The organism is Candidatus Methylomirabilota bacterium (assembly GCA_036005065.1).
Taxonomy (GTDB): Bacteria; Methylomirabilota; Methylomirabilia; order Rokubacteriales; family DASRDR01; genus DASYQW01.
Map to the genome: position 1 here is coordinate 1 of DASYQW010000350.1, position 14,024 is coordinate 14,024.

11 protein-coding genes are annotated in these 14,024 nt (G+C 69.8%); 7 read left to right on the top strand and 4 right to left on the bottom strand.

Annotated features, from left to right (window positions below; all coding sequences use genetic code 11):
* Positions 1–418: hypothetical protein (locus VGW35_23645; GenBank protein ID HEV8310668.1), on the top strand; the 418-nt coding region annotated here is incomplete at its 5' end.
* 157 nt (positions 419–575) lie between these two features.
* On the opposite strand, the gene VGW35_23650 is transcribed toward VGW35_23645, so the two are convergent.
* Positions 576–1,121 (bottom strand): hypothetical protein, encoded by a 546-nt coding sequence (locus tag VGW35_23650; GenBank protein HEV8310669.1) that lies wholly within the window; start codon positions 1,119–1,121, stop codon positions 576–578.
* A gap of 254 nt (positions 1,122–1,375) precedes the next feature.
* Here VGW35_23650 and VGW35_23655 point away from each other — a divergent pair, with 254 nt between their 5' ends.
* Complete coding sequence (locus VGW35_23655; GenBank protein ID HEV8310670.1) at positions 1,376–5,470, top strand: sigma 54-interacting transcriptional regulator; 4,095 nt, start codon at positions 1,376–1,378, stop codon at positions 5,468–5,470.
* A 1-nt stretch (position 5,471) separates the two neighbouring features.
* Here VGW35_23655 and VGW35_23660 read toward each other — a convergent pair whose 3' ends face one another.
* From VGW35_23660 to VGW35_23670, 3 genes are read right to left on the bottom strand one after another with little or no spacing between them, the layout of a single operon-like run.
* Positions 5,472–5,633, bottom strand: coding sequence for a hypothetical protein (locus VGW35_23660; protein ID HEV8310671.1), 162 nt, complete (start codon positions 5,631–5,633; stop codon positions 5,472–5,474).
* A gap of 6 nt (positions 5,634–5,639) precedes the next feature.
* Positions 5,640–5,843 carry a hypothetical protein gene (locus VGW35_23665; protein ID HEV8310672.1) on the bottom strand — a complete coding sequence of 68 codons (204 nt, stop codon included), beginning with the start codon at positions 5,841–5,843 and terminating at the stop codon, positions 5,640–5,642.
* A 14-nt stretch (positions 5,844–5,857) separates the two neighbouring features.
* Positions 5,858–6,943 (bottom strand): hypothetical protein, encoded by a 1,086-nt coding sequence (locus VGW35_23670; GenBank protein HEV8310673.1) that lies wholly within the window; start codon positions 6,941–6,943, stop codon positions 5,858–5,860.
* A gap of 223 nt (positions 6,944–7,166) precedes the next feature.
* On the opposite strand from VGW35_23670, the gene VGW35_23675 reads away from it, so the two are divergent.
* From VGW35_23675 to VGW35_23695, 5 genes are all read left to right on the top strand, one after another.
* Positions 7,167–8,963: a peptide ABC transporter substrate-binding protein gene (locus VGW35_23675; GenBank protein HEV8310674.1), complete on the top strand. Its 1,797-nt coding sequence runs from the start codon at positions 7,167–7,169 to the stop codon at positions 8,961–8,963.
* Positions 8,964–8,982: 19 nt separating this feature from the next.
* Entirely contained in the window at positions 8,983–10,776 is a 1,794-nt protein-coding gene (locus tag VGW35_23680; GenBank protein ID HEV8310675.1) for a peptide ABC transporter substrate-binding protein, read from the top strand.
* Between the two features lie 25 nt (positions 10,777–10,801).
* Positions 10,802–11,761 (top strand): ABC transporter permease, encoded by a 960-nt coding sequence (locus VGW35_23685; protein ID HEV8310676.1) that lies wholly within the window; start codon positions 10,802–10,804, stop codon positions 11,759–11,761.
* 111 nt (positions 11,762–11,872) lie between these two features.
* Positions 11,873–12,811 carry an ABC transporter permease gene (locus tag VGW35_23690; GenBank protein HEV8310677.1) on the top strand — a complete coding sequence of 313 codons (939 nt, stop codon included), beginning with the start codon at positions 11,873–11,875 and terminating at the stop codon, positions 12,809–12,811.
* A 97-nt stretch (positions 12,812–12,908) separates the two neighbouring features.
* Positions 12,909–13,973, top strand: a complete 1,065-nt coding sequence (locus VGW35_23695; GenBank protein ID HEV8310678.1) for an alanine racemase — start codon at positions 12,909–12,911, stop codon at positions 13,971–13,973.
* Positions 13,974–14,024 lie beyond the last annotated feature (51 nt).

The following is a 14,024-nucleotide window of genomic DNA, read 5'->3' on the forward strand; positions in this document are numbered from 1 at the left end:
CACGTTCCGGGTGGAGCGGTCGACCGCGGCCCACCTCGTGTACCGGGTCACGCCCGCGGCGCCGCCCGGCGTCGACACGCTCGAGGCGACCGCCGAGCTGGCTCCGCCGGACCCGGAGGGGCGGTGGCAGGCGTGCCTGACGCTATGGAATCCCGGCCCCGGGTTCGTCGCGCTCTACCCGCTCCACACGCTGCGTCTCAGCGTCGAGAGCGACCCGACTGGCGCCACGGAGACCGCCGGACGCCGGCTCCCCCTCGACCTCGCCCCCGGCGCCCCCCACACCGAGTGCGTCGGCCTCCCGGTGCGCCCTTCGGGGTTCCACGTCCGGGGCGAGGTGGACGGAGCCGGCCATCGTCACCGGTTCGCGGTGACCGACGGCAGCCCGCCCGCGCCCCTCACGCCGGAGCCGGGTCGATGAGGCGGAAGACGGGGAACGGGCCGCTCGACGTGCTTCACGGACCGTTCACCGAGCACTCCGAGCGCGACGAGGAGCCCCGGCCGCTCGGGTGAGAGCATCGCCAGCGATCCGCTCATCGCCGTCGAGTCGAGCGGTCGCGTGATCGGGCGCGAGCTCATCAGCGCCCCGGCTGGCCCGCTGCGAAATAGGGATCCCCGAGGCGCGCCACGAAGGCCCGCACGTCGGCCTGCGCCTCGGGGTCCTGCGCGGCGAGACGCAGCGCGATGCGGACACACTGCGCGACGACCTCCCGATCGCCCAGCGCCGCGAAGGCCTCGGCCACGCGGAGCACGCCCTCGAGCGAATCCTGCTGTCGCGCGCGGAAGAGAGCGGACACGTAGAGGTTGCGGGCCTTGGCGTTGGCGGACTGGCGCAGGCGCGATGCCTCTCCGATCCGCACCGCGGCATCGCCGACCTCGACCATCCCCTCCCAGCGCCAGCTGCCGAGCGCCGCCAGGTAGGCTGCATGCCATGCCCGCTCGGCGGCGCCGATGTCGCGGGCGGCGAGCGCCGAATCCACCGTGCGGACGTGGGCCGCCCAGGGACTCTCGCGGGTCAGCCTGGCGCTGTCGGCCTGGGTCGGCCCCGCCACCGTGAGCGCCACCACGACCAGCGTGGCCACGAGCGCCTCGGAGCACCGTCGATCGATCCATGTCGGACTCATGACTCCCTCCCCGGCTGGACCGGCCCGCTTCGGACCTGTCCGGCTTCTCACTGAGCGGCAAGAGAGACGCAACGGCAGTGCCATCGCCGAGGCGCGCAAAAATCGCCACTTGGGCGTGACGCCGGAGCATTCGGCAGTCCGAGGTGCCCGAATTTCGGCGATTGTGCCGAACGGGGGAGCAACGAGGCGCAATGGAGAAGGGCAACAAGTACGGGGGAACAACCTCTGGCGGAGAGGAGTAAGATTGACCCGCCATGGACCCCCTCGCGGAGCTGATTGGGGAAAGCCCGGAGATGATCGCGATCCGGGAGACGATCGGACGGTTGCTCCAGCGCCAGTCCGACGCCCGCCGGCTGCCTCCGATCCTGATCCAGGGGGAGACGGGGACGGGCAAGGGGTTGGTGGCGCGGGCGCTGCACCAGGCAGGCCCGCGGGCGTCGGCCCCGTTCGTGGACGTCAACTGCGCGGCGATCCCGGAGACGCTGCTCGAGTCGGAGATGTTCGGGTTCGAGCGAGGAGCATTCACCGACGCGCGGCAGGCCAAGCGGGGCCTCTTTCAGGCGGCGCATCGCGGAACACTGTTCCTGGACGAGGTGGGGCTGCTGCCCGAGGGACTGCAGGCCAAGCTGTTGAAGGTGATCGAGGAGCGCGCGGTACGGCGGCTGGGGAGCACGCGGAGCGAGCCGGTGGACGTGTGGGTGCTGACGGCGACGAGCGAGAACCTGCTGACGGCGACGCGGGAGCGACGCTTCCGGGAGGACCTCTATCACCGGCTGGCGGTGCTGACGCTCTGGCTGCCGCCGCTGCGGGACCGGGGCGGGGACGTCGGAGTGCTGGCCGAGCATTTTCTGGCGCGGGCGTGTGCCGACTACGGGCTGCCGGTGAAGCGGCTGACGGGGGCGGCGCGGGGGGCGCTGGCGGCCTACCGGTGGCCGGGGAATGTGCGGGAGCTGATCAACGCCATGGAGCGGGTGGCATTGCTGTCGGAGGGCGAGGAGGTGACGCCCGAAGGGCTGGGGCTGCCGGTGGGAGCGCCGGCGGCGCCGGACATGGCGGCCCCGCCGGCCGAGCGGACCGCGTCGCTGGACGACACGGTGGGAGAGGTGGAGCGGGCGCATCTGCTGAAGGCGCTGGAGGCGACGCACTGGAACATTTCCCGGGCGGCGGCGCGGCTGGGGCTGCCGCGGAACACGCTGCGCTACCGGATCGAGAAGTACGGGCTGGGGCGGGGGACCGCGGCGCCGCACCGCCGGGAGCGAGCCGAGCCCGCCGCGGCGCCGGCGACGCCGCCGCGGGCCACCGTGCCGATGGAGCCGCCCGCGCCGACGGTGGTGCGGTGGGAGCGCCGCCGCCTCGCGCTCCTCCGCGTCAGCGTGGTCATGCCGGGGCCGGCGGATCCCGCCACGGACCTCAGCCGAGTCCCGGCGCTCCTGGTCGAGAAGGTGCAGAGCTTCGGGGGGCGGATCCAGGAGCTCAGTCCCGCCGGCATCGTGGCCGCCTTCGGGCTGGAGCCGGTGGAGGACGCCCCGGCGCGCGCCGCGCTCGCCGCGATCGCGATCCAGAAGGCCGCGGAGCGTGTCGCGGGCGGCGGCGGCGGACTCGGGGTCAAGATGGCGATCCACGTGGGACAGTTCATGCTGGGGCGCCTGGGCGACGCCACGATGATCGACCACGACGCCAAGCGCGAGGCCTGGGCGATCCTGGAAGAGCTGGTCCGGGACACCGAGCTGGACACGACCCTGGTCAGCAGGACCGCGGCGGCCTTCCTCGACCGTCGCTTCGAGCTGGCCCGCGCGGGCCCCGTTGCGCCGACCCGGGAGGCGTCCCGGCTGGTGGGCCTCGAGCGCACCGGGCTCAGGCCAGGGGGGCAGATGGCCCGCTTCGTCGGACGGCAGCACGACCTGGAGCTCCTGAAAAACCGCCTCGAGTCCGCGATGCGGGGACAGGGCCAGGTCGTCGGGATCGTCGGGGAGCCGGGCATCGGCAAATCCCGGCTGCTCTTCGAGTCGCGACAGGCCCTGGCCGGCCACGAGGTGACGTACCTGGAAGGCCGTTGCGTCGCCTACGGGAGCACGATCCCGTATCTTCCGGTGCTCGACATCCTTCGCGCGAGCTGCGGCCTCGCCGAGACCGATCCGCCCGAGGTCATGAGCGCGCGGATCCACGGAAGCCTCGACGCGCTGGGGATCGATCCGGCCGAGGCCGCGCCGTATCTCCTGGACCTCCTGGGTCTGAAACGGGAGACGCACCGGCTGGCCACGCTGAGCCCCGAGGCCGTCAAGGCGCGTACGTTCGACATCCTCCGGCAGGTGAGTCTCCGGCGCAGCCGGAATGCCCCGCTCATCATCGTCATGGAGGATCTGCACTGGGTCGACCAGACGTCCGAGGAGCTCCTGGCGTCCCTCGTCGAGATGGTGCCGGGCAGCCGGATCCTGCTGGTCACGACGTACCGGCCCGGCTATCGGCCGCCCTGGATCGAGAAGTCGTACGCGACCCAGATGGCCTTGCAGCCGCTCGCGGCCGAGGAGAGCCTGAGCGTGGTCCGGTCGGTCCTCGGAGTGGACGAGGTGCCCGACTCGGTCGGGCGGCTGATCCTGGCCAAGGCCGAGGGGAACCCCTTCTTCCTGGAGGAGCTGGCCCGGGCCGTCCGGGAGCAGGGGGGATTCGCCGTCGACTCGAGCGTCCCGGACACCATCGAAGAGGTCATCCTGGCCCGGATCGATCGCCTCAGCCTGGAAGACAAGGGTCTTCTCCAGGAAGCCTCCGTTATCGGCAAGGACGTGCCCGTTTCCCTGGTCGAGGCGATCGCCACGCTGCCCGCCGACGCGCTCGGACAGGGGCTCCGGCGCCTCAGGGCGGCGGAGTTCCTGGTCGAGACGAGTCCCGGACCCGAGGTCGAGTACACCTTCAAGCACGCGCTGACCCACGAGGTCGCCTACGGCAGCCTCCTCCCCGGCCCGCGGCGCGACCTTCACGGGCGGATCGTGGAGACCATCGAGCGGCTCCACGCCGGCCGGCTGTCGGAGCACATCGAGCGGCTCGCCCACCACGCGCTCCGGGCCGAGGCGTGGGACAAGGCCGTGGTCTACTTGCGCCAGGCCGGCGCCAAGGCCGTCGCCCGCTCGGCCCACCGCGAGGCGGCGGTCTACTTCGAGCAGGCGCTGGAGTCGCTGAAGCGACTGCCCGCCGGCCAGCCGGCGACCGAGCAGGCCATCGATCTTCGGCTCGACCTCCGCACGGCCTTGCTGCCGCTCGGCGAATTCGGGCGGATCTACGACGCCCTGCGGGAGGCGGAGGGTCTCGCCACCACGCTTGGCGATCGTCCCCGCCTGGGGCGGATCGAGGCCTATCTCAGCGACTGTTTCAGGCTGATGGGGGATCAGAGCCGCGCCATCGAGGCTGGCCAGCGCGCCCTCACCCTCGCGCGGGAGCTCGAGGATTTCCCGCTACAGGTCGTGACCCACACCTACCTGGGTCTCATCTACCACGGACGGGGCGATTACCGACGGGCGATCGACTTCCTGCGGTGGAACGTGGAGGCCCTCGCCGGCGACCTGAGCCGGGTGTCGTTCGACATGGCCCAGCTCCCGTCCGTCCACTCGCGCACCTGGCTGGTCTGGTGCCTGGCCGAGCTCGGCGAGTTCGAGGAGGGACGCGTTCGCGGGGAAGAGGGCGCGCACATCGCCGAGTCCGTCGACCATCCGATGAGCCTCACCGTGGCCTATACGGGGATCGGGCGGCTGTATCTGCACCAGGGCGACCTGGCGCGGGCCACCCCCGTGCTCGAGCGAGCCCTGGAGCTGAGTCACCGGTGGGGCATCACCGTGTGGCGGCCCAACATCGTGTCGGCGCTGGGCCATGCCTACGCGCTGCAGGGGCGGCTCGTCGAGGCTCTCCCGCTCCTGGAGCAGGGCGTCGAGGCGGCCGCCACCGGGCAGTTCATGGTCGGCCAATCCCTGCGGGTGGGGTGGCTGAGTGAGGGATACCGGGCAACGGGGCGGGAGGCGGAAGCGCTGGGACTCGCCCGGACGGCCCTGGAGCTCGCCCGCGGCCACCAGGAGCGCGGCCACGAAGCCTGGGCGCTCCGGCTCATCGCCGACCTCACCTCGACGGGTGAGCCGCTCGACGCCGGGCAGGCGGAGGCGGGGTACCGTCAAGCGCTGGGGCTGGCCGAGGAACTGGGGATGCGGCCGCTCCAGGCCCACTGCCACCTCGGTCTCAGCCGGCTCTACCGCCGGACGGCCGATCCCCCGCGCTCCGCCACCCACCGCGCCAGCGCCACCGCCCTCTTCCACCAGATGGACATGCGGTGGTGGCTGGAGCGGGCGGCCGGCGAGCCGAACGACTGACTCAGGTCTCGCCCTCTACCCGCTCGGTGCGCAGCTCCTCGATCTCGAGGCCATGGCGCTTGGCGAGGCGGCGGATCTCCAGGCGCAGGGCCTCGACGGCGTTGCGGTTGAGGCTGGCCGTGATCCGGATGTCCTGGACAGGCTCGTCCGTTTCGGGCTCCACCGCGGGTTAGCTCTTGGCATCCTTGCCCTTGAGGTCGTTGAACATCTGCGACTTCCTCTGACGCCGCTTGAGCTCCACGCGTCCCTTGTATCTTTTCTCGACCAGATCCTTCAGGTCCGCGTTGAACTTCTCGATCTCCTCCTTGCTCTTCGCGCCCGCGAGTCGGACCTCGACGATGTGGATGTGGTCGTCGTCTACGGCTCCCGGCATGGCGTCTCCTCCCTTCAGTTAGACGGATCGGCGCGGGACTCCACGATTCCCTCGAAGAACTGGTCGGCGTGGAACAGGTCGGGCAGCGTGTCGAGGTCACGCACCATGTAGTAGTCCTCGACCACATCGTACGCCTCTCCGATGTCCACCGGCTCCCCGAACGCCAGGCGGACATAGGTGAGGGCCATGTTGTGCTTGCCGGTGAGATCGAAGATGGTCGTTCCCGACAGGAGCCGTCCGACGTTGATCTCCGTGATGCACGGGGTCCCGCTGGCGTCCTCCTTGAGGTCCACGCTGAAAGCGCCGGTGGCTTCCGGATCCAGCGCTCGGATGGCGCCCGCGCTCACCTCGACCACGCGCGGCTCGTAGACGGTCTTGTGGAGGGCCCCGACGGAGGAGACCCCGCTGGGTCCGGCTCCGCCGCCGAGGTAGGACAGACGCTCGGTGGTCTTGATGAGGACGAGGTCGCCGTCCTTCCAGAGGCTCTGGCACGCGAAGTCCCGGCCGGGCAGGTACTCGGAGAGGGTGAAGTCGGTGGCCGGCACCCCCCGCATGTCGGCCCAGTAGCCGATCCAGGCCCGGGCCTGCTCGGCGGTCTTGATCGGGGTCGCCCCCATCGAGCCGCTGCCGGTCCGAATCCGGCACCACACCCGCGAGGACGGCGACAGTCGTCCGAAGAGCTCGTCGATACCGTCCAGGTCGGTGACCGGGTAGGTGGCCGGCGCGGGAAGCCCCCGGGATCGGAGAAAGGTCGTGAGGTCGTACTTGTCCTGGCACAGCGCGATGACCGCCGGTCGGGGCAGGAAGAGACGGCAGGGGAGCTCCTCCCGCAGCCTCGAGGCCACCCGGACGTCCGCGTCACTGTTGGGGATGAGCAGGTCGATCCGCTCGCCGGCCATGACCTGCTGGAGGCTCTCGCGATAGCCCGGCTGCGCGGGTCGGGGAACGAGATAGTTCCGATCGGCCGACGACTTCTTGAGGAGGAATCGATCGTGATGGCAGCCGACGAGGAAGAGGGACCGATCCGCGGCCCTCAGGCTGCGGATCAGGTTGTTGCTCGCGCCGGCGCCGGCGCCGGTAATGAGCAGTCGCTTTTCCATTCCCCGCCCGACCAAGGGAGAAGACGGCGGGAGTATGGCCGCGCCACCGGAGGTTGTCAATAGCCAACCGGCGGGCGGCGAGGTCCGGGGCCCCGCTCGGGCGCGCCGCGGCGCCGAACCGGCCGTGGCGGCCTTGACCCTCGGGCGGAGCCCACGCTAAGATCGCCGCACCAAAGCGTTTCCAGCCAACCAGCCCGAGCCCTCGGGGATGGAGGCCAGGATCATGGACGAGCGCGAGCTCCGGGAATGGCTCGATCGCGTCAGGGATGGGTCGATCAGTCGCCGCCAGTTCACCCGGATGATGCTCGGTCTCGGGCTCACGGCGCCGATGGCCGCCCAGATGCTATCGGCGGCCGGGGCGGCCCAGGCCCAGCCGAAGCCGGCCTTCACGCCGACCCGGCGGGGCGGCGGCGGCCAGCTCAAGGTCCTGTGGTGGCAGGCGCCGACCCTGCTCAACCCGCACTTCGCCAACGGCACCAAGGACCAGGACGGCTCGCGGCTCTTCTACGAGCCACTCGCCTCGTTCGACCTCGATGGCAACCTCTACCCGGTCCTCGCCGCCGACCTGCCGAGCGTGGAGAACGGCACGGTGGCGAAGGACGGGCTGTCGGTGACGTGGAAGCTGAAGCGGGGCGTGCAGTGGCACGACGGCAGGCCCTTCACGGCCGACGACATCCTCTTCAACTGGGAGTACGCAGCCGACCCGGCGACGTCGACGGTGTGGTCGGGGCCGTACCGGGAGATCGCCCGGGTCGACAAGCTCGACCCCTACACGGTGAAGCTCGTCTTCAAGAAGCCGACCCCCTTCTGGGCCGACGCCTTCTGCGGCAACACCGGCCAGATCATCCCCCGGCACGTCTTTGAGCCGTTCAAGGGGGCGAAGTCGCGGGAGGCCCCAGCCAACCTCAAGGCCGTCGGCACCGGGCCCTACCGGCTCGTCGAGTTCAAGCCCGGCGACACGGTCCGGGCCGAGCTGAACCCCCACTACCACGTTCCCAACTGGCCGTTCTTCGACCAGCTCGAGCTCAAGGGGGGTGGCGACGCCGTGTCGGCGGCCCGCGCCGTCCTCCAGACCGGCGAGTTCGACTTCGCCTGGAACATGCAGGTCGAGGATGACATCCTGCGGCGCATGGAGCAGGGCGGAAAGGGCCGGATCGACATCTCGCCCACCGGCAACATCGAGCACATCCAGCTCAACCAGAGCGACCCGTGGAAGGAGGTCGACGGCGAGCGGGCGAGCGCCCGGACTACCCATCCCTTCCTGACCGACCCGGCGGTGCGATCGGCCTTGAACCTGCTGGTCGATCGCGCGACGGTCCAGGAGCAGATCTACGGGCGCGGCGGGCAGGCGACCGCCAACTTCCTCAACGCCCCGTCCCGGTTCGCGTCGAAGAACCTGCGGTGGGAGTTCAACGTCGACAAGGCCAACCAGATCCTCGACGCTGGCGGCTGGAAGCGCGGCCCGGACGGCGTGCGGGTCAAGGACGGGAAGCGGCTCCGGGTCGTGTACCAGACCTCGATCAACGCGCCTCGCCAGAAGAACCAGGCCATCGTCAAGCAAGCGTGCGCGAAGGCCGGGATCGAGGTCGAGCTGAAGGCGGTGGTGGCGTCGGTCTTCTTCGCTTCGGACCCCGGCAACCCCGATACCCACCCGCACTTCTACGCCGACCTCCAGATGTACAACACCACGATGACGTCGCCCGACCCCCAGCTCTTCATGCATCAGTTCGTCTCCACCGAGATCGCCGCCAAGGCCAACAAGTGGGCCGGGCGGAACGTCACCCGGTGGCGCAACGAGGAGTACGACCGGCTCTGGAGCGCGGCCGAGAGCGAGATGGACCCCGTCAAGCGCGCCGCGATGTTCGTGCGGATGAACGACCTGTTGACCCAGAACGTGGTCGTCATCCCGGTCCTCTGGCGAAACCGGCTCCAGGCGATCTCGCATCGGCTGCGGGGCACCGAGATCAGCGGCTGGGACTCGGGCGTCGCGCAACTGGCGTTCTGGTACCGCGAAGGCTGAGGCCACAGGGAGGCATCCCATGGACGAGCGCGAGCTGCGCGCCTGGATCGATCGGGTCAAGGACGGGACGCTGAGCCGCCGGCAGTTCACCCGGATGATGCTCGGTCTCGGGCTCACGGCGCCGATGGGCGCCCAGATGCTGTCGGCGGCCGGGGTGGCCCAGGCCCAGCCGAAGCCGGCCTTCACGCCGACCCGGCGGGGCGGCGGCGGCGAGCTCCGCGTGCTCTGGTGGCAGGCGGTCAGCATCCTGAACTCCCACCTCGCGGTCGGCGTGAAGGACAACGACGGCTCGCGGCTCTTCAGCGAGCCGCTGGCGGCCTTCGACCCCGATGGCAACCTGGTGCCGATCCTGGCCGCCGAGGTGCCGAGCCTCCAGAACGGTGCGGTCGCGAAGGACGGCCTGTCGGTCACCTGGAAGCTCAAGCGGGGCGTCCAGTGGCATGACGGCAAGCCCTTCACCGCCGACGACGTCATCTTTACCTGGGAATTCGCGGCCGATCCCGCGACGGCGGCCACCACCCACGGCCAGTACCGGGACATCGCCCGGGTGGACAAGCTCGACTCCCACGCGGTCAAGGTCGTCTTCAAGAACCCCATGCCCTTCTGGCCGATCGCCTTCTGCGGAACGGCCGGGCACATCCTGCCCCGGCACCTGTTCGAGCCCTTCAAGGGCGCGAAGTCGCGGGAGGCGCCGGGCAACCTCAAGCCGGTCGGCACCGGGCCCTATCGCTACGTCGACTTCAAGCCGAACGACGTCGTGCGGGCCGAGCTGAACCCGAACTATCACGTTCCCAACTGGCCCTTCTTCGACCGGATCGAGATGAAGGGGGGCGGGGACGCGGTGTCGGCGGCGCGGGCGGTCATCCAGACCGGGGAGTACGACTTCGCCTGGAATCTCCAGGTCGAAGACGACATCCTCAAGCGAATGGAGCAGGGCGGCAAAGGCCGGGTGGACATGGTGCAGTCGGGCAACATCGAGCACGTCAACGTCAACCAGACCGATCCCTGGACGGAGGTCGACGGCGAGCGGTCGAGCGTCAAGACGAGGCACCCGCTGCTGTCCGATCCCGCGGTCCGACAGGCGCTGACCCTCCTCGTCGACCGCGGGTCCATCCAGGAGCAGGTCTACGGGCGGCTGGGCCAGGCGACGGCGAACTACCTGAACGCGCCGTCGCGGTTTCAGTCCAAGAACACGAAGTGGGAGTTCAGCATCGAGAAGGCCAACAGGATCCTGGACGAGGCCGGCTGGAGGCGGGGCGCCGACGGCATCCGGTCCAAGGACGGCAAGCGTCTCAAGCTCGTGTTCCAGACGTCCATCAACGCCGCGCGCCAGAAGCAGCAGGCGGTCATCAAGCAGGCGGCGGCCAAAGCCGGGATCGACATGGAGCTCAAGACCGTGGTCGCCTCCGTGTTCTTCGGGTCGGATCCCGGGAACCCCGACACGATCGGCAAGTTCGGGGCCGACCTCCAGATGTATGCCTGGCAGTTCGGGGTCGATCCCCAGCGATCCATGGAGGTGTTCGCCTCGTGGGAGGTCGCCACCAAGGAAAACAAGTGGGCCGGCCGGAACACGACCCGCTGGCGCAACGAGGAGTACGACCGGCTGTGGAAGGCGGCCGACAGCGAGATGGACCCCGTCAAGCGAGCGGGACTCTTCATCCGCATGAACGACCTCCTCGTCCAGAACGTCGTCGTCGTGCCGCTCATCTGGCGGAGCTGGATCTCGGGGATCTCCAACAAGCTCAAGGGAACCGAGATCAGCGGGTGGGACTCGAGCTTCTGGAACCTGGCGCACTGGTACCGCGAGGCCTGACGGGGGGAGTAGCCCTCCCCCTCTCATGCGCACCTACCTCGTTCGGCGGCTGCTGACGGCGATCCCGGTCCTGGTCGGGATCAGCCTCGTCCTCTTCACGGTGCTGGCCCTCGCCCCCGGCGATCCCTTCGAGGAGCTCGCCACCAACCCCAACGTGCCGCCCGAGGTGCGCATGAACCTCCGGGTGCAGTTCGGTCTCGACGACCCCATCGCCGTCCGGTACGTGCGCTGGTTCGTCTCGATGCTGAAGGGGGACTGGGGTTTCTCCTTCGTGAGCCGCGTCAACGTGGACACCCTCATCCTCCAGCGCCTACCCACCACCCTGTTCGTCCTGGGCCTGGCCCAGCTGCTCGGGCTCGTCATCGCGCTGCCGGTGGGAATCTATTCCGCGGTGCGGCCCTACTCCGTCTTCGATCAGCTCGCCACCACGCTCGCCTTCATCGGCTTTTCCCTGCCCACCTTCTTCACCGGGCTCCTCTTCATCCTGCTCTTCAGCATCTACCTCGACTGGCTGCCGTTCATCTACCGCTCGGACATCCACGCCAGCGGGCTCCAGTGGGTCTGGCTGAACCTGAAGCAGGGCATCATGCCGATCGCGGTGCTGGGCCTCTTCCAGGGGGCGTCCCTGACCCGGTTCGTCCGCTCCTCGGTGCTGGAGGTGATCCGGCTCGACTACATCAACACGGCCCGGGCCAAGGGGCTGACGGAGCGGGCCACCGTCGTCAAGCACGTGGTCCGGAATGCCCTCATTCCGGTGGTGACCCTGGTCGCCCTCCAGATCCCCGCCATCTTCACCGGCGCCGTCATCACCGAGCAGATCTTCCGCGTGCCCGGCATCGGCTCGCTTCTGATCGCGGCCATCCTCTCGAACGACACGCCGGTCGTCATGGCCATCACCTTCGTCTTCTCGTGCCTCGTCGTGCTCTTCAACCTGATCGCCGACGTGCTCTACGGCTGGCTGGATCCGCGGATCACCTACCGGTGACGCGGCGACCGCGGTGAGCCGAGAGCCGATGACGGAATTGACGCGGGACGCGGCCGGGCGGGGACGATCGGAAGCGGCAGGCTGCCGGCGCTCCCGCCCCAAGATCAACTGATGGTGGACGGCGCGGTCTCCGAGGCGGTCGCCGGCCGACTCCGGGTCACCGTCGCGCGCCGGCAAGAGTCCCTCTGGCTCGAGGCCGGCCGGCGCTTCCGGCGGCACCGGCTGGCGATGCTCGGCGGCGTGGTGCTCGGGATCATGGTGGTGGCGGTCCTGGCGGGACCCTTCGTCTATCGCGTGCCCATCGACGAGATCGACTTCAAGGCCAAGCTCCGGGGGCCGTCCCAGTCGCACCCGTTCGGCACCGACGATCTCGGGCAGGACCTCCTGGCCCGGATGCTCTACGGCGGGCGCATCTCGCTGGCCGTCGGGGTGGCGGCCATGCTCATCGCGATCAGCGCGGGGACCATGATCGGGGCGGTCGCGGGTCAGTTCGGGGGCGCGGTGGACAACGCGCTCATGCGCCTCACCGATCTCTTCATCTCCCTTCCCCAGCTGCCGCTCCTGCTCCTGGTGGTGTACCTGTTCCGGGACGTCCTCAAGAAGGCGCTCGGACCCGAGGCCGGCGTCTTCATCCTGATCGTCGTCGTCATCGGCGGGCTCCGCTGGATGCCGGTCGCGCGGCTGGTCCGGGCCCAGTTCCTCTCGCTCCGGGAGAAGGAGTTCGTCGAGGCCGCCCGGGGGCTCGGCGTGCCCACGTTCCGCCAGGTCGTTCGTCACATCCTCCCGAACGCGGTCGGTCCCGTCATCGTGGCGGGCTCCCTCGACGTGGCGGCTGCCATCATCGCCGAGTCCTCCCTGTCGTTCCTGGGGCTCGGGTTTCCGCCGGACATCCCGACCTGGGGGCGCATCCTGTTCGACGCCAAGGACAACCTGGACTTCGCGCCTCACTGGGCCATCTTCCCGGGGACGGCCATCTTCCTGACCGTGCTCTCCATCAACTTCATCGGGGATGGACTGCGGGACGCCCTGGACCCCCGCAAGGTGCTCTAGATCCTGGGAGGGCAAAGCCCGCGCGCGGAGCGCTTCGGTCTGGAACGCGTGGGCGAGCAGCCCAGCGCGGCATCTGTCAGCAGGCTAGGAGGGAATCGTGACTGACATTCGTGACCTCGATACGCCGGCCGTGACGATCCGTCTCGACATCATGGAGGACAACATCCGCCGCGTGCAGGCCCACCTCGATCGGGTCGGCGTCGGGAACCGCCCGCACATCAAGACGCACAAGATCCCCGAGATCGGCCGGCGACAGATGGCGGGCGGCGCCATGGGCATCACCTGCCAGAAGATCGGCGAAGTCGAGGTGTTCGTGGAGGCCGGGGTGGCCCAGGACATCCTCCTCACCTACAACATCCTCGGCCGCTCGAAGACGGAGCGCCTGATGGCCCAGGCCAAGCGCGTGCGCCGCCTGACCGTGGTCCTCGACAACGAGGCCGTCGCCCGCGGGCTCTCGGAGGCCGCCGCGCGCCACGGCGTCGACCTGTGCTTCCTCGTCGAGTGCGACACCGGGTTCGGCCGGAACGGCGTCCAGACGCCGGAGGCGGCCTTCGAGCTGGCCCGGCTCGGCATGAAGCTCCCGCGGATGGACTTCCAGGGACTCATGACGTTCCCGAACCGCGAGCCGGACACGCGACTGTTCTTCGAGCGGGCGCTCGCGCTCTTCAAGCAGGCCGGGATCCCGGTGCCGATCGTCTCGGGCGGCGGGACGCCCGCCCTGGCCACGGTGGACAAGGTCCCGATGCTCACCGAGCATCGGGCCGGGACCTGCGTCTACAACGACGCCATGGTGGTGCAGCTGGCGAAAACGGCGACCTGGGACAACTGCGCGATGCGCGTGCGGACGACCGTGGTCAGCCGGCCCACGGCGACCCGGGCGATTCTCGACGCCGGCACCAAGGTGCTGACCTCCGACCAGTACGGGATGAAGGGCTACGGCCATGTCCTGGAGTATCCCGGGGCGGTCATCACCGGGCTTTCCGAGGAGCACGGCACCGTGGACCTCGCGAGCTCACCCGAGCGGCCCGCGGTGGGCGACGTCGTCCACGTGGTCCCCAACCATTGCTGCGTGGTGACCAACATGGTCGACGAGGTGTACGGGATCCGGGGCGACGCGGTGGAGGTGGTGTGGCCCGTCGCCGCCCGTGGGAAGGTGCGGTAGATCATGGGAGGGGGCCATTGATTGGGCGGGCTTCGCCCGTCGGGGCCCCCT

Bases quoted from the DNA above. Each gene is read 5' to 3' on its own strand.
- VGW35_23675 (HEV8310674.1), top strand. From the start codon at position 7,167: ATGGACGAGCGCGAGCTCCGGGAATGGCTCGATCGCGTCAGGGATGGG.
- VGW35_23680 (HEV8310675.1), top strand. From the start codon at position 8,983: ATGGACGAGCGCGAGCTGCGCGCCTGGATCGATCGGGTCAAGGACGGG.
- VGW35_23665 (HEV8310672.1), bottom strand. From the start codon at position 5,843: ATGCCGGGAGCCGTAGACGACGACCACATCCACATCGTCGAGGTCCGA.
- VGW35_23650 (HEV8310669.1), bottom strand. From the start codon at position 1,121: ATGAGTCCGACATGGATCGATCGACGGTGCTCCGAGGCGCTCGTGGCC.
- VGW35_23690 (HEV8310677.1), top strand. From the start codon at position 11,873: ATGGTGGACGGCGCGGTCTCCGAGGCGGTCGCCGGCCGACTCCGGGTC.
- VGW35_23655 (HEV8310670.1), top strand. From the start codon at position 1,376: ATGGACCCCCTCGCGGAGCTGATTGGGGAAAGCCCGGAGATGATCGCG.
- VGW35_23685 (HEV8310676.1), top strand. From the start codon at position 10,802: ATGCGCACCTACCTCGTTCGGCGGCTGCTGACGGCGATCCCGGTCCTG.
- VGW35_23670 (HEV8310673.1), bottom strand. From the start codon at position 6,943: ATGGAAAAGCGACTGCTCATTACCGGCGCCGGCGCCGGCGCGAGCAAC.